Annotated in this window: 23 protein-coding genes; 20 read left to right on the top strand and 3 right to left on the bottom strand. The window is 50.2% G+C overall.

The window, feature by feature from the left end; translation table 11 throughout:
- Positions 1–190 precede the first annotated feature (190 nt).
- Positions 191–994, top strand: a complete 804-nt coding sequence (locus IMCC12053_RS00495; RefSeq protein ID WP_062214707.1) for a flagellar hook-basal body protein — start codon at positions 191–193, stop codon at positions 992–994.
- An 806-nt stretch (positions 995–1,800) separates the two neighbouring features.
- Here IMCC12053_RS00495 and IMCC12053_RS00500 read toward each other — a convergent pair.
- The 3 genes from IMCC12053_RS00500 to IMCC12053_RS00510 all read right to left on the bottom strand — a co-directional run bounded on the left by IMCC12053_RS00500 (position 1,801) and on the right by IMCC12053_RS00510 (position 3,585).
- Positions 1,801–2,289, bottom strand: coding sequence for a hypothetical protein (locus tag IMCC12053_RS00500; RefSeq protein ID WP_156320715.1), 489 nt, complete (start codon positions 2,287–2,289; stop codon positions 1,801–1,803).
- 56 nt (positions 2,290–2,345) lie between these two features.
- A complete protein-coding gene (locus IMCC12053_RS00505) occupies positions 2,346–2,717 on the bottom strand; it encodes a flagellar export chaperone FliS (protein WP_062214712.1) in 372 nt (123 codons plus the stop codon).
- A gap of 325 nt (positions 2,718–3,042) precedes the next feature.
- Complete coding sequence (locus IMCC12053_RS00510; protein ID WP_062214714.1) at positions 3,043–3,585, bottom strand: flagellar basal body-associated FliL family protein; 543 nt, start codon at positions 3,583–3,585, stop codon at positions 3,043–3,045.
- Positions 3,586–3,823: 238 nt separating this feature from the next.
- Between IMCC12053_RS00510 and IMCC12053_RS00515 the strand changes: the two genes are divergently transcribed.
- The 19 genes from IMCC12053_RS00515 (at position 3,824) to IMCC12053_RS00605 (ending at position 20,469) form a co-directional block, all read left to right on the top strand.
- Positions 3,824–5,041: a sigma 54-interacting transcriptional regulator gene (locus IMCC12053_RS00515; RefSeq protein WP_269464956.1), complete on the top strand. Its 1,218-nt coding sequence runs from the start codon at positions 3,824–3,826 to the stop codon at positions 5,039–5,041.
- Between the two features lie 4 nt (positions 5,042–5,045).
- On the top strand, positions 5,046–5,360 hold the full coding sequence (fliE, locus tag IMCC12053_RS00520; protein ID WP_062214716.1) for a flagellar hook-basal body complex protein FliE: 315 nt from the start codon (positions 5,046–5,048) through the stop codon (positions 5,358–5,360).
- 43 nt (positions 5,361–5,403) lie between these two features.
- Positions 5,404–7,146 carry a flagellar basal-body MS-ring/collar protein FliF gene (gene fliF, locus IMCC12053_RS00525; protein ID WP_062214718.1) on the top strand — a complete coding sequence of 581 codons (1,743 nt, stop codon included), beginning with the start codon at positions 5,404–5,406 and terminating at the stop codon, positions 7,144–7,146.
- A gap of 27 nt (positions 7,147–7,173) precedes the next feature.
- A complete protein-coding gene (gene fliG, locus IMCC12053_RS00530; protein ID WP_062214720.1) occupies positions 7,174–8,214 on the top strand; it encodes a flagellar motor switch protein FliG in 1,041 nt (346 codons plus the stop codon).
- The gene (locus IMCC12053_RS00535) at positions 8,211–9,422 is read left to right on the top strand and encodes a FliH/SctL family protein (RefSeq protein WP_062214722.1); all 1,212 of its coding nucleotides are present in this window, start codon (positions 8,211–8,213) and stop codon (positions 9,420–9,422) included. The genes fliG and IMCC12053_RS00535 overlap by 4 nt, the downstream gene beginning before the upstream one ends.
- Positions 9,419–10,750 (top strand): FliI/YscN family ATPase, encoded by a 1,332-nt coding sequence (locus IMCC12053_RS00540; RefSeq protein ID WP_062214724.1) that lies wholly within the window; start codon positions 9,419–9,421, stop codon positions 10,748–10,750. The genes IMCC12053_RS00535 and IMCC12053_RS00540 overlap by 4 nt, the downstream gene beginning before the upstream one ends.
- A 4-nt stretch (positions 10,751–10,754) precedes the next feature.
- Positions 10,755–11,174, top strand: a complete 420-nt coding sequence (locus IMCC12053_RS00545) for a hypothetical protein (RefSeq protein ID WP_156320716.1) — start codon at positions 10,755–10,757, stop codon at positions 11,172–11,174.
- Between the two features lie 62 nt (positions 11,175–11,236).
- Positions 11,237–13,051 carry a flagellar hook-length control protein FliK gene (locus tag IMCC12053_RS00550; RefSeq protein WP_062214727.1) on the top strand — a complete coding sequence of 605 codons (1,815 nt, stop codon included), beginning with the start codon at positions 11,237–11,239 and terminating at the stop codon, positions 13,049–13,051.
- 18 nt (positions 13,052–13,069) lie between these two features.
- Entirely contained in the window at positions 13,070–13,663 is a 594-nt protein-coding gene (locus tag IMCC12053_RS00555; protein ID WP_062214729.1) for a flagellar basal body-associated FliL family protein, read from the top strand.
- A gap of 11 nt (positions 13,664–13,674) precedes the next feature.
- Positions 13,675–14,667, top strand: a complete 993-nt coding sequence (gene fliM / locus IMCC12053_RS00560; protein ID WP_062214731.1) for a flagellar motor switch protein FliM — start codon at positions 13,675–13,677, stop codon at positions 14,665–14,667.
- A 12-nt stretch (positions 14,668–14,679) separates the two neighbouring features.
- On the top strand, positions 14,680–14,997 hold the full coding sequence (fliN, locus tag IMCC12053_RS00565) for a flagellar motor switch protein FliN (protein ID WP_062214733.1): 318 nt from the start codon (positions 14,680–14,682) through the stop codon (positions 14,995–14,997).
- A 176-nt stretch (positions 14,998–15,173) separates the two neighbouring features.
- A complete protein-coding gene (locus IMCC12053_RS16190; RefSeq protein WP_417903502.1) occupies positions 15,174–15,413 on the top strand; it encodes a flagellar biosynthetic protein FliO in 240 nt (79 codons plus the stop codon).
- Entirely contained in the window at positions 15,406–16,164 is a 759-nt protein-coding gene (gene fliP, locus IMCC12053_RS00575) for a flagellar type III secretion system pore protein FliP (protein WP_062214737.1), read from the top strand. Before IMCC12053_RS16190 ends, fliP begins: the two co-directional genes overlap by 8 nt.
- Before the next feature lie 6 nt (positions 16,165–16,170).
- Complete coding sequence (fliQ, locus tag IMCC12053_RS00580) at positions 16,171–16,440, top strand: flagellar biosynthesis protein FliQ (RefSeq protein ID WP_062214739.1); 270 nt, start codon at positions 16,171–16,173, stop codon at positions 16,438–16,440.
- Positions 16,437–17,258, top strand: a complete 822-nt coding sequence (gene fliR / locus IMCC12053_RS00585; RefSeq protein ID WP_062214741.1) for a flagellar biosynthetic protein FliR — start codon at positions 16,437–16,439, stop codon at positions 17,256–17,258. The genes fliQ and fliR overlap by 4 nt, the downstream gene beginning before the upstream one ends.
- Positions 17,251–18,411, top strand: coding sequence for an EscU/YscU/HrcU family type III secretion system export apparatus switch protein (locus tag IMCC12053_RS00590; RefSeq protein ID WP_062214743.1), 1,161 nt, complete (start codon positions 17,251–17,253; stop codon positions 18,409–18,411). The genes fliR and IMCC12053_RS00590 overlap by 8 nt, the downstream gene beginning before the upstream one ends.
- A gap of 2 nt (positions 18,412–18,413) precedes the next feature.
- Positions 18,414–18,632 carry a hypothetical protein gene (locus tag IMCC12053_RS00595; RefSeq protein ID WP_062214745.1) on the top strand — a complete coding sequence of 73 codons (219 nt, stop codon included), beginning with the start codon at positions 18,414–18,416 and terminating at the stop codon, positions 18,630–18,632.
- A gap of 214 nt (positions 18,633–18,846) precedes the next feature.
- Positions 18,847–19,644: a hypothetical protein gene (locus tag IMCC12053_RS00600; protein WP_062214747.1), complete on the top strand. Its 798-nt coding sequence runs from the start codon at positions 18,847–18,849 to the stop codon at positions 19,642–19,644.
- Positions 19,645–19,671: 27 nt separating this feature from the next.
- The gene (locus IMCC12053_RS00605; protein ID WP_062214752.1) at positions 19,672–20,469 is read left to right on the top strand and encodes a cyclin family protein; all 798 of its coding nucleotides are present in this window, start codon (positions 19,672–19,674) and stop codon (positions 20,467–20,469) included.
- Positions 20,470–20,503 lie beyond the last annotated feature (34 nt).

Genomic DNA, 20,503 nt, shown 5'->3' on the forward strand with positions numbered 1-20,503 from the left:
GAAACTGGCACTCGCATAGGTTGATACGATCTTGTTGTGCTTGATGGCTTGAGAATAGTTCATAATATATCCCGCGTCCTTAGTTAGTCAGCTTAATATATAAAATGATAATATCACTAGTGATTATTATATTATTAGTTTGGCACGCTTCCTGCAAAACACATGAGACTTTAACCGAGCGAGGAAGAATATGTACGGGATTATCAGAACTGGCATGGCAACCGCGATGCATGAAATTGCAGTCGTTTCCAACAACATCGCAAACTCGGGCTCAACGGGCTTCAAAAAGAGCGACGTATCTTTCGCTGATATCTACGGCTCCGCCACGCCTGATACTGTGGCCCGCACCACGACGGGCTTTGGAAGCTCAATTTCGGACACGCGCCGCAACGACGGTCAGGGAACAGTTTTGACTCGAGCTGGGGCTTTGAATATGGCTTTGGTTGGCCCTGGCTTGTTCGCCATTTCTCCCCCTGACGAAACCGGGGGAGCTTCTGAGGGCATGCTTTTTACTCGGAATGGTGAGTTTTCGTTAGATAAAGAGGGCTTCTTACGCTCGGCAGACGGATCTTTCGTGCGCGGCCTTGTTGGTGGTGAGGAAGGAAGCACTTTAGAAACAATCCAAATTCCGTTTTCTCTCGAAGGAGAAAACATGAGCCAGCTGGAAGTTGGTTCTGATGGTTTAATTTCTGCGACTTACGGCAACAAGACGGTTGTGGAATCTGGTCAGCTGGCTGTTGTGAACTTCTCCAACCAAGGCGGTTTGCGAAACGTTGGTTCCGCGCGATTTGCCCAATCTTCTCAGTCGGGGGATCCTATTTTTGGCGTTGGCGGGCAAAGTGGTTTTGGCACAATTCAAACCGGTGCCTTGGAGGGATCAAACGTAGATATCACCCAAGAAATGACGGTGATGATCCGTGCACAACAACAATTCAGCGGGTCTGCGAGAGTTTTGCAGGCTAATTCTGACATGGTCGAAAAGCTGACGCGTTGAATGATTTGGGGCTGAGTCATGCTCGGCCCCGCATATTCATTCGTCTGGTCGGTCCACGAGTAATTTAAAGAAGAAACCTAATATTCCGAGGCCCCAAATGAGTGCAACGAAATGCCAAGCGGAAAGGTTTTGTAGTGGTTGGAACTTTTCTTCCGCAAAGGGAATAGACAATATCCCAATTGCCGCCGCAAAAAGGAAATAGCGTATAATCATACATTGTCTGCAAATGTGTGGTTTTCTTTTCTTTTTGGGAGAGGGTGTCTTGATCAAGATTGGTGACCACCTTTGGCAATGTTGTGCGACACTCGGATATTACCAGCGACACTGTCAAAAATGTTATATCTAGACCTAAAATAAAATATTATGTAGCATCGATGCAACTTAAATGTGCGGTGCTGCTTTGCTTCCACTCAATATAACACATATCCCTGGTTCTGGCTCAATGGCATCAACGTCTTTGGCAGACGCGCTTCGGCCAGCTGCGCGGCCACCTTTCGGGGCTCCGACTCTTCGACAGACAAGTCAAGGTTTGCCTGCGCTAGATAAGCTTGATGCGTCGGCAACATATTCGGCCGATCACACTAGAGTGCAGATTTATCACCCCAGCCAAGCGCCGTCTGCCCAAAGCACCGAGAACGCATTAATGGCTAGGGCACTCTTATCTCAGCCCTTTGCTCACTCGGGGGCGGCAACAAAAATTGCTCGTATTTCCAATATGTTCTTGGATGCGCCACGGTTTGGATCCGCTGTTAATCTGCTGTCATAACCGCAGTGTTAACGTAACTTTCTAGATGCCGTCCAGGGCACTAGATGCCGTCCAGGAAAGAAACCTCCAGTTCCGGCATCTCTTTCAGCCATTCACCATCGTCGATCGAGCCCCAAGTCCATCCGGCGGGCATGGCGAGTTCTGGTTTAGTACGATACATATAAATGAATGGTTTGAATTCTTTTGCAGCCGACTCAGCCGAGACGTCTGGTGTCTTTAAACCGTCAAGAGATGACGAGAAAAAGCCCTTAATTTTGCGGGGCGCCCCATTTTTGTCAAAAGTGATTCTATTATACGCATAGCTTTCTAAAATCTCAGAAGCATCTTCGACGCCAGCGTCCATCATTTGCCGAAGGTAGCTTTCCGAAGTGTCCAGAACCATTTCATAACTTATATCGCTATAACGATCAGCTAAAACGGAGGCATATTTTGAGGCATACGCTTCCAACCCGAGGGACTCAGCCAGATAGCGTTGCGCTGTGAGGGCACAAGTTGCCGAATATACCCATGAGGGACAGAAAATTGACACTCAAACCTCCAAGTGTGTTAGCGGATATATCCACAGCCATTTTTTTGAGGTTAGAGTTATTTTATCTGGCCCCACGCGTCAATTATATCATTTAATATATTTTCACAGGTATCCAATTTTGCGTCAGGGTCTGACTTCAACGCTTTTTGGAGCTGGTTGCGGCAATACTCATATACTTTGAATAAGTTTTCAGCAATTTCGCCCCCCTTTTCGAAGTCGAGGCTTGTTTGCAAGATATACACAGCCGTGAAGGCATTTGAGAAATATTTCTTTTTCTTCTCATCCTCGATCGCCGGCGTCTGTAGGTTTTTGAGGCACCGTGACAGCTCTTGAAGGGTTAGAGTGATCATCTCGTGAGGGTCGGAGATACCCGAGAGCCCTGCCTGCCGCGACCTGTTGTATTGGCTTCTTGCAAATGCGTAGTTCATTGTTCTCTCCCGCCACTGTTGTTATTCATATTAACGGTGCGTCAGACGGATTGTTTAGGCCCTCGAGAGTGAAATCGGTGCATTTAGTTTTGAGGGTAAGCCGTCCTTTTTTCTGTATATTCGCTTAGCGGTATGAAGACCCTAGAACTCTCGCGGTCGCTTTCGTCGAAATGACAAACCTCGACCTGAACATTCCCGATATCAGGCTCTTGTGAGGGGTTTGATGTTTGCGCGACCCATTTCAGAAACAGATTCATAGCTTACCTCGTTGGTTGTTCCTACGAGTGTTTGAGCAAGATTGATGCCAACTTGCTCTGAGCTGAGATTAAGTGATCAAAAACGAGGTGAGTTCAACGCTATGGATGAACGGCTCATAGCCCCAACGCTCCAGATAGTCATTTATTGTGGTCTTTATCTTTTCGCTTAGCAATTGGCGGCCTTCCCGAGACAGAAGGACTTCTTCGTTAAGCTCGGCCGCTTGTGCGAGAATAAGAGGGCGCAGCTGTGGTTCGCGCTCTTCAAGTGTCGTCATCATACTGCTGGCATTGAGGGGGGACTCAAAGATTGAAACGGCAATTTCAAAGCTGAACAGCTTATTACTTCCTGGCACGTTCCCGATAATTGTGGAGGGGTATGGGTAATACTCATACCCGGGTGTCGCTATAGCAAACCCTTCCTCATCTGTCTCTTGTGCTGAGGCATCGGTATTTTCAGGCGGAGCTTCAATTTCTATGGGCGGGGTTGGCGGGTTGAGCGCATCAAGCCTGTCAGATTGAGGGCTTATTGTGTTGTGACCCGCCGCAAATACCAAAAGCGTTATGAGCGCAGGCGCACCATAGAGGGCGGCTGATAATAACATTTTCTTCATCGTCACTTCTCCCATGTCATCTGAACGACACAGATTTTAAAACTGTTAAACCGAGGCTGTGAGTATTAGCTGTCAATTATTTGAAGCCTCAAGTCTCATGGTCGTCATTTGCTTGTCTGTTTTCTGACTCTTTGATTTAGGCGTAATTTTTGAAAAATATATTAAAAAAAATTTAATCAATATTATCAAGTTGTTAAATTAAGAAAGTGTTGATTTTTCGATTTTGTGCCTCGCCGGTTTGTGGGGTTGGCTTGGTTATTGCCTTTCAGACTCCGTAACCTGGAGAGCCGCAATGAACTCGATTTTGATAGAAGCTGCACATTTCTCACAAGCGCAGGCGCTGCGCGAGCTTATTGCACGCCGGATGCTGGATGTAGGGATATTGGGCGAAACGGTTGCACCAGATGCAGGCGCAACATTGGTGTTCTCGGCGGCTCATGAAGCTGCGCTTGGCAATATGCAGGCCCTTTTGGCGGTTGCACGTGGGTTGAAGCCGCGCCTGGTCGTTATCGTAGATGATAGCGCTGACCAGTTTTCCATCACGAGTGATCTTGGCGGAAAAGTGCAGCGTGTGAACCTGCCACAGTCAGATGGGCTGGCCCTTACCGTTGCCGCAGACATAATTTGTGCTGATCTCGCCAAAATGATTGCCGCTGACCCTGCGACAAGTGATTTGTTGGTTCTTGCAAATCGTGTTGCTAAGTCAGATGTCACTGTTTTCATCAATGGGCCGACGGGCACTGGCAAAGAGGTTCTGGCACGCTTTATTCATGACAGATCGGATCGCGCCAAAGAGCCTTTTGTGGCCATAAATTGCGCTGCAATTCCAGAAAATATGCTTGAAGCCGTATTGTTCGGCCACGAGAAAGGGGCCTTTACAGGCGCTTCCGTTGCCAACAAGGGCATTTTTCGGGCGGCTGATAAGGGTACTTTGTTGTTGGATGAAATTTCAGAAATGCCGATTGGCCTGCAATCAAAGTTGTTGCGGGTTCTGCAAGAGCGCAAAGTAACTCCACTGGGGGCTCAGGGCGAAATTGATGTAAATGTGCGCGTGCTGGCGACCACCAATCGCGATATGCGTGCCGAGGTTGCTGCCAACCGCTTCCGAGAAGATTTGTTCTATCGTCTCAATGTCTTTCCGATGGCAACTCAATCTTTGAGCAGCAGACCAGAGGATATTCTGCCTGTGGCTGTGGCCTTGTTGCGCAAACACTCGATGTCTTTGGAAGGGCTTCCTTGGCTGTCTGCTGATGCCTGTGATGTGCTTTGCAGCCATGACTGGCCAGGCAACGTGCGCGAGCTTGAAAATGTCATGCAGCGGGCCTTGGTTTTGCAAAATGGTGGCGTGGTTGATGCTGAAGATATTGTGATTGATATGGTGCCGGTGCTTCAGAATGTTCCAACGCCGCAATCATCTCAACCCACGGTCAGCCGCCTGAGCGCCTACGGAGGATAACGCGATGACACAGATTGGAGGCCTCAAATATCAGGTGGATCAAAGCCATCTGCAAAGCTTGAAGAAAGCACAAGAGGGTTTAGGCCAACCAACGCAAGGGCCAAGTTTTTCGGAACGGCTTGCGAATGGTTTAAATGACGTCGCGAATGCACAGGGCGATGCGTCCAAAATGGCGCGTGATTTTGAACTTGGGCGCGAGCAAGATTTGGCCAAGGTCATGGTTAGTCAGCAAGTATCCTCGCTTGGTTTCCAGCTGACCCTTAATCTGCGCAATAAAGCTTTGAGCGCTTACAAAGACATCATGAATATGCCGGTTTGATCGCAGATCACTCTGAGCATTCAAGACAAGGACGGCCTCGAACATGGCAACGAAAACACAGTCTCTCGACACCAGCAGCGCTTTGTCAAGCAGTGCAAACGGCTTGGTGCCATCTTCGGGCAACGTTCTAGACACCATCAAGAACGTGACGCAACAACCAAGTTTTCAGCGTGCTTTTCCAATGATCATTTCCGTCTTGGCAATCGGTGTGTGTTTGGTTGTTTTTGCTTTGATGCAAAAGCCTGATCGCACGACGCTTTACGCATCCTTGCCTGAGGCAGAAAAGGCACGTGTTTTTGAAACTCTGAAAAACGCTGGCGTGGATGTGACGCTTGATCCGACAACCGGCGACGTCATGGTGCCTGCGTCGGACTATCACAGCTCACGTATTCAGTTGGCTGCGCAAGGCCTGCCGCAGTCTGTGCCCGATGGATATGATACATTGGGCGACATCCCTATGGGCACGTCGCGGTCTGTTGAGACTATGCGCTTGAAACAAGCGCAAGAAGTTGAACTGGCGCGTTCTATTAACGAGATCTCAGCAGTGCGCTCGGCCCGCGTGCATTTGGCTTTACCCGAACGTTCGGTGTTTGTGCGTGAGCAACTGCCGCCGACAGCTTCGGTCTTTTTGCAACTGGACCGGGGGCGTGCCATGGACGAAAGCCAGGTGACCGCGATTATCAATCTGGTTGCCGCTTCTGTGCCAAGCATGGCGAAAGACAATGTCACGGTAGTGGACCAAAGTGGCCGTCTTTTGTCCAAGGCACCTGATGATCCCTCCTCTATTTTGACAGATAATCAGCTGCAATACCGCATGCGGCTGGAAAACATCTACCGTTCGCGGATTGAAAGCTTGGTCACACCAATCGTTGGGCCAGGGAATGCGACAGCACGCGTGAATATTGATTTTGATTTCACGCGCCGTGAGGTGACAGAGGAGAGTGTTGACCCCAACGGAAATGCCTTGCGCAGTGAGCAAAGCACAAAAGACATTACGTCAAAAAGTCCCGCTGTCGGCATCCCTGGTGCAATATCGAACACTGCGCCCACAGAAGCCGAACTGGTGACGGATGGCACGCAATCCACGGGCACGACGGGCTCTGGGGATGTGCAAAGCCAATCCTCAAGCGAAGTGCGCAACTATGAAGTGAGCCGCAAGGTGCAAACCACGCAACAACCCTCAAACACGATTGTGCAAATCAATGCGGCCTTGTTGGTCCGTGATCAGCGCGTGAAAGACCCCGAAACGGGCGAAATGGTAATGCAACCCATTGATCCAGAAGTATTGGCAGACATCGAGAATCTTGTCTCCAGCGCGATTGGCTTGCAAGTCTCCCGCGGTGATACACTTATCGTCAAATCACAACCTTTCATTGAAGAGCTTGAAGGTATTCAGGTGGATTGGCATGAGGCCGATTGGGTGGAAAGCCTTGCCAAACAAATCGGAATGATCCTGATGTTGGCTGTGGTTTCGTTGGGGGTTATCCGCCCGCTTCTCAACCGTCTCTTAGTGCCTGCTGGTGGCGAAATGGTTGCTCGTGGGGGACTTTCTGATGAAGATGCCGAAGCAATGGAATCTGTCGAAGTGAATGCGGGCGAAACCTTGGAAGACATTAAGGCCAAGCTGAAGCCGAAGAAAGCCAACATCTCAATGGAGATGTTGGATACGGCTAACACCTATGACGATAAGGTGGCGATCATTCGGATGATTGTGTCTGATGAAGCCGGGCGTGTGTCAAATGTCTTTAAGCAAATGATGAAGAAAGAAATGGATGTGGTAGGCTAAGGCCTGCTGCTGCCAGAGGAAATTAAAATGTCAGATGCACTTGCGACACCGACTGATGAAGAAAGCTTGTTTGATACGCTCACGGGCACGCAGAAATCAGCCATTCTGATGATGCTGCTCGGAGAAGATGAAGCCGCTGAAATCTTGAAGAACCTGTCTCCGCGTGAAGTCCAGCATTTGGGCGGGGCAATGTATTCGGTGCAAGGCGTTGATCAAGACACAGTCAATGCTGTGTTGGACGAATTTTTGGCAATCATCAAACAACAGACAAGTCTGGGCTTGGGCGCTGGAAATTACATCCGCAATGTTCTGACAAAAGCCTTGGGGGGCGATAAGGCACAATCGGTTTTGAGCCGGATTACCCCAGCGTCGTCAGAGCGGCCGATTGAAATATTGGATTGGATGGATGCTCGAGCGATTGCCGAACTCATCATTGATGAGCATCCTCAAATCGTTGCTTTGATTGTATCATATCTGGATTACGGCTTGGCAGCAGATGTGTTGGGGCTGTTGCCACCTGACTTGCAGCCAGAGGTGGTGCGTCGGATTGCAACCCTTGAAACAGTTCAGCCTGATGCTGTGCGCGAGCTTGAGCGCGTCATGCAGCAAAAGTTCCAAGCTAATACAACGCTGCGCGCTTCGCAAATTGGCGGCGTAAAAGCGGCGGCGAAAATCATGAACTTCACAAAAACCGCGATGGAACAGCGGATTATGAAAGACATCAAGAAAGACAGCAAAGACCTTATGCAAGCGATCCAAGACAATATGTTTGTCTTTGATAATTTGGTTATGTCTGACGACCGTTCGCTTCAGACGCTGCTGCGCTCCATTGATACCGAAATTCTCGTCTTGGCCCTCAAGGGTGCCGACGAGGTTCTTCGCGACAAATTGTTTGGCTGTATGTCCACACGGGCAGCGTCCAACATTAAAGACGAAATGGAAGCCCTTGGCCCTGTCCGTCTCACTGATGTGCAAGAAGCACAAAAACAGATCATTGCTGTGGCGCGGAAAATGTCTGACGACGGTACAATCGTGCTTGCGGGCCGTGGTGGAGACGAAATGGTATGACCCAAGACTTTGTGCCACATGAAGGACTGATCCGCGCCTCTGATGTGGCAGCGGGTGCACCGCTAAAGCAGTCTGAAATCACTCGGTTTATCAACACGATTGACACCGAGGTTTATCAACGTGACGAGGCCGCTCCACGCAAACCAGATGCACCGTTTAAATCAAAAAGTTTGCTTGATTTGGCACGTGAGGCGTCTGAACGGATTGCTTTGCAGGATGCCGCGCGCGAGCGGGCGCAGGAAGAGGCCGAAGACGCTGCCGAGAAAGCGGCTCCAGAGCAACCGCCGGAGCCTGCAACACCTGGGCCTGCCGCGAAAGAGGAGACACCATCGGCAACTGATCAAGCGGCGGCTAAAGTTTCAGATCAAACAGAACCGCAGCCTTTGTCTGGCGCCGACGCTGGAAAGCAGGATGATAGCCCTATCGAAGTCGCAACCGAGCCGACAACACTGCAACCTGATAGTCTCGCCCCTGAGACTGAGCTGGGTGCACCTGATCCTGAGCCGACCAGCCCTAGCATGGTCGCTTCGGAAAGTGTGAGTGAGCAGGCGGCAGACAGCCAAATAACGGAGGCTTTTGAGGCAGGTGTCCTTGAAGGGCAGCGTCAAGCACGTGATGAGGTTGAAGCAATGATGTCCCATGCGCTGGGACTTTTGGAGCAAACTGTAGAGGCGTTTCAGGAGCAAGGGCATGATGCCAGCCTTGCTTTGAGAGACAGCATATCCGCCAGTGTGATAAGTCTCGCATCGTCTCGTGCGGGGATGCAAATTGATCAAATGCCAAAGGCTTTTGGGGCGAGGATCGAGACCTTGGCTGAACGCATTCAAACCTCAACGTCGGCGCCCATCCTCAAGGTTCATCCGAGTGATTTGCTTGTCTTAAAGCCCTGTCTTGAGCAATCCAGAAAGCTGCTGTCTCTACGTTTGGTTGCAGATGAAAGTTTGGCCCGTGGAGATATTGATCTGGCGCTTGAGGGTATCAGGCTGACGGATGTCATGCCGCGGGTCGAGCAGGCCCCGACTTTTGTACACTATGTTCCTTTGACATTAGCAGATGATGTTGTTGATGAACCAGAGACGCATACACCCGAGGTGTCGTTGGAGGCTGTAGACGAGAACCAGCCAGCCGATGGAGCCGATCAAGCCCTCAATGATGAACCCATTGAGGAAAGTTTAGACGATATCATAGCTGATCAGCCTGAAAAATGACGATTAACGCCCTTCAAACCGTTGTCCAGAGTATCGCGTCCTTGGGGCAGCCTTTGCCGCTAATCGCGTCAGGCTTGGTCACCCGTTTTGATGGCCAGATCATTGAGTGTGACGGGTTTCCTGTGTCGGTTGGGTCGATCTGTCATGTGCATCTCCCTGACGGGTTTCCAATACAAGCGGAGGTTATCGGCTTCCGTGACGGGCGAAACCTTGCTTTTTTGTATGATCAAAATGCCGATATTGAAGTGGGTGCCTTGGTCACGGTGGCAAACAATGGGCGTCAAATTGCCGTCGGACCTGGATTGCTGGGCAGGGTGATTGATGCACAGGGAGAACCACTGGACGAGGGTGGCTCCATCGAGCTTGAGGACAGTTGGCCTTTGCACGGAAAGCCCATCAATCCTTTACAACGCCGTGCAATAGCGGAACCGATGGATGTTGGCGTGCGGTCTGTGAATGCTTTGCTGAGCATTGGCCGTGGGCAACGTGTGGGGATTGTCGCGGGCTCAGGTGTTGGGAAATCGGTGTTGTTGTCGATGATGACCCGGTTTTCGGATGCGGATGTGATTGTTGTTGGGCTGATCGGAGAACGTGGGCGCGAAGTCGGCGATTTTGTCGAGCGCTCGATGGGTGGGCAGGCGCGTCACAAAATTTGTGTTGTGGCTGTGCCTGCTGACAGAGCCGCTTTGCTGCGTATCCGTGGTGCCAATCGCGCCACTGCGATTGCGGAATATTTTAGAGCCCAGGGTAAGAATGTGTTGTTGATAATGGACTCTCTCACCCGTGTCGCTCATGCGAAGCGCGAGGTCGGGTTGGCCTTAGGAGAGCAACCCACAGCAAAAGGATATCCGCCTTCTGTTGTGTCTATGATCCCGAACTTAATTGAGCGCACGGGCACGGGGGGCGAAGGCGAGGGCGCTATAACCTCGATTTACACCGTTTTGGCTGATGGAGATGACACGACCAACGACCCTGTTGTTGATACGGCTCGGGCGATTTTGGATGGGCATATCGTTTTGTCCCGCAAGCATAGCCAACTGGGGATCTACCCTGCCGTTGACCTGACGGCTTCGGTCAGCCGCGTGATGAATGATATTATCCCAGACCCGCATCAAAAAGCAGCCGTTAAATTCAAACGTCTGGTCTCGGTTTACATGGAAAACCGCGACTTGATGTTGATGGGGGGCTATGCTGCTGGGCAAGATCCTGAGCTTGATCTTGCAATCGCACTTTGGCCCAATATCACCGCCTACATCAAACAAGCGGCTAATGAGCCAGCGACATTTAAAGACTGCCAACAAGATCTCATTTCCTTGATGGGAGAGTGAGCAGATGTCACGTACATCTCGTTTATATGAACTGATGATGAAGCGCGAGACGATGCGTTTGCGTCAGAAAGCAGATGCTTTGGGCGGGCTTGTTGGAGACCAGACGCGGCTTTCTGACCTTGATGCAAAACTCGCCGAGCTGATTGTGGAAAATAGCCAAGATCGCGGCACGCAAACGGTTTCTGCTTTGCGCTCGCAAGCTTTTTACGGGCGTGAAATGGCCGAGCAGCGCGAGTTTGCGCAAAACAGGCTCGAGTTTTTGGGAAGAGAAATTGAGACTGCACAAATGCAGCTGGCTCAATCAAAGCAAAAAGAAAAAATGTTAGAGGAACGGGCCGCGCAGGAGCGGCGCTTATTGGCACAAGATGCTCTCGACCTTGCCGATAGGCTGAGTCCTGCACAGAAAATAGAGCGAAAGTTATGAGGAAGTTGGCATTGTTATTGCTACCCCCCTTGGGTAGATCTTTCTCTTTTTGAGGCGCATTCATGAACGGCATTACCCCCTATACCGAGCTTCACCGACCCGCCGATAAGGGTGGTCGTACAGCATTGGTCGATATGATTGCTCTTGTTCCAGACGAGATGTCTGAGGTACCGCAGAGCTTTGATCATATGCTTCAAGGCAATCAAGCCCTGCCCGAAGAGATCGAGGCAGCTTTGCCTGAAGCGTCGCAAGCGATTGCACCAGGCGGGCTGCTAGAGGAGATGGGTTCATTTGACATTGGCGCGCAGGTAAAGTTGACCGTTGCGGAGGGACCATCTGGAGAGGATAGCCCTAGCATTCCCGCAACTGAACCAAGCCTAGTTGAAGCGGGCCTGCAAGTTCTGCCAGTGTCAGATGTTGTGCAAGGTGTGGCGGATGAGCCAGCTCAGCCCCAGCTGCAAAAAGATCCTATCGCGGCACTGCCCAGCATGATTGTGCTTGCCACGGCTGAAAGCGAGATTATGCAAGCGGGGGGGCAGTCGGCTCTTGCGATTGCACACTTAGGAGCACCTGACGCGGAGCAAGTCCAGATAGAAGTTGGCGCTGTGGGCGCTGAAACGGATGCCGCATTTCAGCGATTTAGAGGCAGAGCCGCAGAAGGCTTGCAGATGCCGAGCGTGAACAGTGAGGGTGATACACCAAAGCTGGCAGTCTCGAAAGCTGCAATTCCGCCATTTTCCAACCCCAGCTTTCCAGACACACCGCAAGCGATCACGCATCTGGGATCTCAACTGTTGTCCGATGGTCATGTCGCCTTACCAGCAGTTGGTGTTTCTGAGTTGACCGGTGTTGAGACTTTGCGGTTGTCTGAAATACACCAGAAAAGCGACGCCAAACTGAATGTAGTGGACCCCGTGAACTTAGGCGACGCCGAGAGGCCGAGTGAGCATGATGTTTTGGTGAGTAAGGCGCTTGTGAAAAGAGTTATTTCCCCTGACGCTGAGGAGAAGGGGCAGAGTCAAGCAAGGCTGCTGGCTCTTGAGCCATTTGTCCTTGCCAAGCCTCAGGAAGCGCTCAGTGAAGAGATTTCTTCTGGGGCAGGTCTGGCAACACGCCCGAGTGCGCCACTTGGGCCAGTGATTTTGCCTGAAGTTGGCAAGTTAAATCAACTTCCTGTGTCTGAAGCCTTTTCAGCCACCGTTGAGGTTCAGCCGAGCCCGGAAACCTTTGTTCTAAAATTTAATCCAGATGGCTCTGCAAAGCCTGAGGTTTCGGGGTCAAAGTCGGATGAGGCAAAAGGTTTTGGTGGGTTGGTTCAGCCCTTGTCGGCAAAGTTAGAAATGGCCTCCTTAGAACACAGCGCCGCCAAACCCGTTCAGGAGCCGCCACATCCAAATGCTCAGGCAAGCGTGCTACGTGCGACTATGGCGCTTAATATGCGTGATTCTCAATGGGGGCAAAAACTCGTTACTCAAATTGAAAAGATGCAAAATGAAGGTGTTGCCCGCTACGATATTTCATTGCGCCCCAAAAACCTCGGCGACTTACAGGTCAGCCTTGAGTTTCGCGGTGGAGACACTCAAGTCCGGATTGTAACTGAAACAACGTTGGCGTCTCGGGTGTTGATTGGAGCTGAAGACCGCCTGGCTCAGATGCTGGACAATGCTGGCTTTAGGCTCACATCCTTTGCGGCATCCATGTCGGCAGGCCAACAACACGCGGGCACAGGGCATGGACAAAATCAAAATCAAAAGCAAAAGCAAAATTCAGCCGAGCTTGCCAACAAAAACAAAGGCGCGCGCAATGCGTTAGCCTCAGAGCCCATGATGCCTGTGGACACAAAAAGCCATAACGGCGCAGTAAATGTCATCGCATAAAATTTCAGGAGCAGTTACATGGCAGATCAAGAAACAGATGAACCAAAGAAGAAGGGCGGCTTAGTCAAGATAATTGGCTTTGTTTTTGCGGGGGTCGTGCTTGTTGGCATTGGTCTTGGCGCGGGCTTTTTTCTTTTTGGGGGCTCGTCTCTCACGCCGAGTGATGAAATCGAGCAAATTATTGAACGTAAGTTGAAAGAAAGTGGTCAGCTGCCCGAAGAGGACGAAGAGGTAGCCGAAGAGGGCGAAGAAGAGCCTGCTCTCAACAAAAAAGAAGCGCCTGAGGTGGATACTTTCATCACAACCTATTTTGAATTTGAGGGCAATTTTACAACCAACCTGCGCAATTCACGCAAGTTCTTACAGCTTGGGGTTGGGGTTTCAACGCAATATGATGAAACTGTGATTGAACACGTTCAAACGCACCAATTGGCTTTAAGGTCTGAAGTTCTTGGCACGATCAGTGAGTTCACTGAAGACGAGATCCAGGGCAAGGCAGGACGTGATATGTTGGCGGTGAAAATGGCGGAGGCCATCAATACTAAATTAGAGATTCTTGAGGGGTTTGGTGGCATTGAAAACGTTCACTTCACTTCTTTCGTGTTGCAATAAGGGGCACGCAGATGGCACCTTCCAAGAAACTTACCTCGGATGAAGTCAACGCTCTGATTGACGGCTTGGGCGATGAAAGCTCATCGGCTTCAATGGGCGGTGATGATGGCCATGTGGATGTGCGCCCGTTTTCGTTCGGCTCAGATGACCTATCGCTCTTGGGGGATTATTACGCTCTGCGCATGATAAACGAGCGGTTCTGCCGCTTTGCACGCAGCGTGTTTCTGCCTATGCTGCGCATTCAACCGCGGATTTCGTCTTTCCCACCAGAGGTGAAAACCTTTGACGAATATACCAGTGGTGCGGAAAGCTTTATGAGCCTTACCACAAGCCGTATGGAAGAGCTTCGCGGAAGTAGCCTTTTGGTTGTGGCGCCTGCATTTATCTCGCTTCTGACGAATTCATACTATGGCGGCACGGCTGTGCGCTCGTTGCGCCGCCCCACTGGAGAATTCACGGCAACCGAGCAGCGCGTCATTGAGATTGTGACAGAGGGGTTGATGAGTTCTATGCAAATGGCATGGCGCGACCTTACGCCAGTATCTTTTTCGGTGCAGGGTCATGAAGAAAATATGCAGTTCGCCTCATTTGTCGACAACAGCGAAACTGTCATTGTCTGCACCTTTTTGGTGCAGCTTCCCGGAAATGAGCCGGCAACTTTCGATATGGTCTATCCGCTTCAAACACTGAAACCGATCGCCTCTTTACTGCGATCACGGGTTCAATCTGAATTTGTCGATGATGATATGTCATGGCGTCAAAAGCTGGAACGCGCAATTTTGAATATTCCGCTGATGGTCACAGCAGAATTGGCCAAGCCAAAGGTTTCAATGCGCAATCTTTTGCGCTTGCAAAGCGGTGATACCTTCCCAATTCAGCTTGCCGATGGTGTAAAAGTTCTTGTTGAGGGTAAGGATATTTTCAATGCTGAATTGGGCCAAGTTGGCCCGCAAGCCGCGCTTCACTTGCGCGAACGTATTAACGCAAACAAAGACAATGTTTAGAAAGGCAGTCTGATGTCAGATGAAAACCAAGTTACTGAAGAGGCCAGCATTGCAAAGCCCGAGCGTGATGGAAGCGAGAACCTGCGGGTTCTTGAAAACATTGATGTGCAAATGACAGTAGAGGTTGGCCGCTCTGAAATCACCATCCGAGATCTGTTGCGATTGAGCGAAGGCTCGATTTTGGAGCTTGATCGGCTGGCGGGTGATCCGTTGGATATTCTCATCAACGGGACAATGATAGCTAAGGGCGAGGTTGTGATGGTTGGCGAACGTTTTGGTATTCGTTTTGGCGAAATTGTTGAGCCAGAAAAGCGTGTAGAAAGTATTTAACCTTTGGGCTGTCATTTTTTTGGCAGTGAAGGGTATTCAAAAATAAGACGCTATATCAAATGATTACCAATTAATTAACGTGCCACCTTTGAGTTGGCACGTTTCCTGCTTCTTTCTTGTGAGACAGAAGTAAGGCAAAGACAGTGGATATTCAGCCATTTCAAATCGTTACAGTGGTGGTCTTCTTGGCCATTCTATTGGCGGCCCAGTTGCTGCTGAAGCGTCTGCGCAGGGCGGGTGGCCTGCCATCCTCAGCAAAACGTATGGAGGTCCTCCAAAACTTGAGTGTTGGGCCCAAGGAGGGCCTATTGTTGGTGCGGGTTGACGGCTCAGACTTTTTGGTTGGTGTGCCGCGCCATGGCCCGTTGACACTTCTGCCACTCGCGCCAAACAGCACTGAGGTGACTTATGTTTAGACTTTCCGCACTCAGTTTCATCAGCCTTATCGCGCTGGCAACTGCTACTTCGGCGCAGGGCTTCGACATTTCAGGGCTTCCAGCTTTAAACACCACACAATCGGGTGAGGGCGAGATGACATACTCGCTGTCGCTACAGATCTTGGCCTTGATGACTGCATTAACGCTTTTGCCGTCGCTCGTGTTAGGTATGTCGTCATTCACCCGCATAATTATTGTGCTGTCGATTTTACGGCAAGCTTTGGGCACACAACAGACGCCGCCAAATCAGGTGCTCATCGCAATCGCCTTGTTCTTGTCGCTGTTCATCATGCAGCCAACCCTGACACTAATATATGACAACGCTTTGTCGCCGTTCATGTCAGAGACACTTCCCGCCGATCAAGCCATTGCCCGCGCTTCAACCATCATGAAAGATTTCATGGTTTTGAACACCCGTAGTGACACGCTTTTGATGTTTTCCGATATGGCGGGCGCTGAAGCTTATGAGAGCAATGCTGACATCCCGTTTTCGACCATCTTGCCGGCGTTCATTACATCTGAGCTGAAGACGGCCTTTCAAATCGGGTTTCTTCTTTTCCTTCCGTTCTTGGTTATCGATATGGTGATTGCCTCAATCCTAATGTCATTGGGGATGATGATGCTGTCACCGATGTTGGTGTCGTTGCCCTTTAAGCTGCTCTTGTTTGTTCTGGTTGATGGCTGGGCCATGACAGTCGGTTCGCTGGCGGCCACTTTTGCAACACAGTGAGGTCCCATGGATTTTGATAACAACATTGAATACCTCCGACTTGCCTTCTGGCAAATCATTCTCGCCGCAGGCCCCATTTTGGGCGTGGCGCTGGCGATCGGTTTGGTTATCGGTGTTTTGCAGGCCGCGACTTCGATCAATGAAATGACATTGAGTTTCGTGCCAAAGCTCATCTTGGTGCTGCTCACCATGGCACTTTTGTCAGGGTTCATGATGACGCAATTGACAGATTACTTTGCTTTTATTTTTGAAGAAATCGTGGCTGTCGGGAGATGATACCGATCAATTCCATATCTTTGGCGGGTTTGCCTGGCATGCCTTTGCAGGCCTTGTTTGATGTTTTTCTGCAAGTGTTCTTGGTCAATCTCCGCATTTGTGCTTTTCTGATATCGGCGCCGTTTTTTGGCTCGCGTATGGTGCCTTTGCAAATCAGAATTGTTTTCTCAATTGGGCTTGGATTGTTTATCATGAGCCAGATCGAGGCGCCTGATGTCACTGTCTTGACGTCGTTCTTTGTGGTGCCTTTGGTATTACAAGAATTGGCCATTGGGCTCTGCGTTGGACTCTGCATGACAATTATTTTTGCCTCCGTCGGCTTGGCGGGTGAAAAAATTGCGGCATCTTCTGGCTTGTCTTTTGCTATGCAAGTTGATCCGAATGGGGGCGGGCAAACGCCAGTGATCAGTCAGATTCTCACCCTGTTTTCGTTGGTCATTTTTTTTGCGCTCAACGGCCATATGCTGGTGCTGGCGTTGATGATTGAAAGCTACACATTGGTGCCCATTGGTGCTCCGCTGCTTTATGGGGCGATGTTTCAAACAGGGATAGATGCGGCTGGGTTGATGTTTGCTTTTGCCGCAAGCGTCATGCTGCCCATTGTAGCGGTGTTGTTTATAATTAACTTGGCCATTGGCATCATTACAAAATCAGCGCCGCAGCTTAATTTGTTTTCATTCGGCTTCCCAATCACAATCCTGAGCGTATTCGTGCTCCTTGTTTTATCTGTTACGCCTTTGGCTTGGTCTTTTTCAGATCTGATTGAGTCGACAATGGCCGTTTTGAGAACCCTTATCGAAAGTATGTCCAATGGCTGAAGGTGGTGATGAGAGCCAAGAAAAGACAGAGGACCCAACTCAGCGGCGCTTAGAAAAAGCGGCGGAAGATGGCGAAGTGTTGTCATCCAAAGAGATGTTTGTTTTTGCCACCATGGCGATGGGGATCGCTATGATCTACGCCTTGTCGATCTATATTCCGTCTCAGATTGGTCATTGGATGTCATTTTTCCGGTTTGGCGGCCTCGATAAAATGGACAGCCAGATTTTGACGAACCTTGGCCATGCGCTTTGGATATTTATTGTTGTGTCGGCAATTATTGGTCTGCCCATGCTTGTTGCTGTATTGGCAACACAAGGGGCGATCGGGGGCGGCATTAATTTTACAGCCAAAGCCATGGCCTTTAAAGGCAATCGCATCAATCCTTTGAGCGGGCTCAAGCGTATGTTTTCGGTCAAAGGGTTGGTTGAACTGGCCAAGGCTGTCGCCAAGGTTGTCTTTCTTGGCGCTGCCTTTGCGGGTGTTATCTGGGTGCTCCTGCCGACAGTATTGCGCCTCACCAGCACAGGCTTGACGGCAGCTTTACATGAGGTGTTCTGGGGCACGATGCTGGCGCTGGCCGCATCTATTATTGTCCTGGGTGCCATTGCAGCCCTTGATTTGGCCTATGCCATGTACACACATATGCAAAAGCTGCGCATGAGCCGGCAAGATATGAAAGACGAGCACAAGCAAACCGAGGGCTCGCCCGAAGTCAAATCGCGCATCCGTCGCTTACAGATGGAAGCAAGCCGGCGTGCATCAGAGCAGGGTGCTGCGGTTGAAAATGTGGCTGAAGCCACTGCCATTATTACAAACCCGACACATTTTGCTGTAGCGCTGAAATATGTCCCGGGTGAAACGCGCGCACCAATCATTTTGGCAATGGGTCGTGGGAAAATGGCGGAGCGTATCATCGAGAAAGCAAACGAGCACGACGTCACAATCTTCCGCAGCCCGCTGTTGGCACGTGCGCTATATTTCACTGGCGATATTGGGCAAGAGATCACCGATGGTGTCTACACCGCGGTTGCGGCGGTCTTGGCTTATGTGTTCCGCCTTGATCGAGGCGAGACGCCTGAGGAGCCTTGGGTCGATATTCCGAATGAACTGCAATTTGATAAAAACGGTAAATCTCTGGGTGGGGAGACATAAACATGAGCAGCAAACGAACGCGCAGCATGGGCGAAATGATCTCGACAATTTGTTTTTTTGGGATGTCAGCCTGGATTGCACTTGAGGCGCTTGCATTGATGAGCGTTGCCCCCAGTTGGCAGATCTATGGCTTGTTTGGTGCCTCTATCATGTGCCTGCTCGGGGGATTGAGGTTTATTATTGCTGATATGGCCGCTGCAATCCAGCGGAAATTCAAATGAGTTCAGGGGGGTCTCATATCGCTTGTGGTCGGTGCACGTATTACTTTGTTACATTTGATGTGCAGAGACCTCACGGATGTAAAAAATTTGGTTTTAAGTCGCAGAGATCGCCCAGTTTGGAAGTTTTTACAGCAACTGGCACGAAATGTGCTCAATTCAATGAGAAATTTACGCCATCACGGCGTGCATCAGAGAAAACTGTCAGGAGGCGGGGATGACGACCCAAACGAAAGCTGTCGAGGAGGGCATCAAGATCGCGTTGGACGCAGCCGATGCAGCAACGAATGTCACTGATGAGTTCGCGCGTATCAAACAGGATTATTCTGCCGTGGAGGGCGAGGTGAAAAAACTATATAAGAACGCCACAATTGTTTTTGCCAGCTCGGCCGCCGCCAGCCTTATCGCCGTGCTTGCTGCTTCGATGATGTATTATCGCACCATGGAAACCATGGAAACCAGCAACAACACGTCGCTTGAGGCATTGGTCATATTCGCGGAAAATGTCGATAAACTTGCATTGGCAACCACATTACTTGATGAAGCACTCACCAAACAATCCGAAATGTCTGAGACAGCGGAAGCCACCAATATCGCTGTAAGTCGCATTGAGGAAAGTCAGGCGGAAGCTCAAGCAATAACAGCAGAAGGCTTGGCTGAGCTTTCAGAGACCACAACAGCAGTGGTGTCGCAATTTAGCACAGCGATGCTTGAAAAATTTGATACCGATTTGGCGCAACAGACCGATACTATTTCTCAAGCGCTGGCCTCGCTTGAGGCGGCACAAAGTGCGCTTTCTGCCAGTCTTGCGGCACAAGATAACCCCTCAGGTGCTGATGCCGCCCCAAATAAAGAACTGACAGCAAAGCTGGAGACGGTCCTTATGCTGCAAAGAGAGATTTCTGCGAAAATCACAGCCGCCAACAGCCCGCCGCCCAAATCGCGTAAGCGCCCAACGCCGGCTGCGACAGCCAAACCAAAGCGCACATCAGACGCGCCCATCACCTTCCCATAAACCTGGTCAAAGCGCCGAGGATGTAACATGGCACTTGAAGATTTCGCTGATGAAGCGCCAGCGAGCGCCGCACAGCTCCCCCAATTTCTGAAACTTCGGAAAGGTGGGATGGGGCGGTTGGCGGTTGCTCATCGTATGCGCGAAGGGGATATCTTGGTCGCTATAGACGGCGATCTATTCTTGGGAGATGGCGAAACGCTCAAGAGTGCTTTTGAAGATTTTGACCCAACAGAGCCAGACATCGCTTGGCTGATTACGTTTTGGCGCGACGGTTTATTCTTCAGCGTCTGTTTTGAGCAGCCGCTCAAAGCAAAGTTTGATTTTGCGACGCCTGAGGAGACAGTTCAGGTTGTGGAGGGTTTTCAGAGCCTCAAGTTTGGCCCTATTGAGAATTATCAGAACTTCGAAGTGTTTAAAGACTTGCACAGAAACGCTGCAATGCATGAAACACGCTCAGACAGTTTGGCTGGGATTGCTCCTGTCTTGTGGATGCTCAATCACCGCTTGTATTATCCAATGATTGCTATAGCGATTGTATATGCAATCACATTTTTGACGCATATTTTGTTGTTCTTTTTGGCCTATGGCATGACCTGCCTTTATGTGAAGCGCGCACAGCTTAATTTGCTTCGCTCGTATCATTTGTTTGAAAACAAATTTTATTGGTTCGTATTGGCGGGGCAAAGCGAGAACGAAGTGAGGGAAACGTGTCGCGAAATTGACCCTGAAATTAAATTTGCGTTCGACAAAACTGCAGAGCAGCCGAAATTAAACCGGCTTCAACGTAAGGAATTGCGAGAGGCTGAAGCCAAGTCGCAAGGCTAACGTTTGTCCATTTGAAACGCTTTTCGAAAAATTA

Origin of the sequence: Celeribacter marinus (assembly GCF_001308265.1) — a bacterium.
Classification (GTDB): domain Bacteria; phylum Pseudomonadota; class Alphaproteobacteria; order Rhodobacterales; family Rhodobacteraceae; genus Celeribacter; species Celeribacter marinus.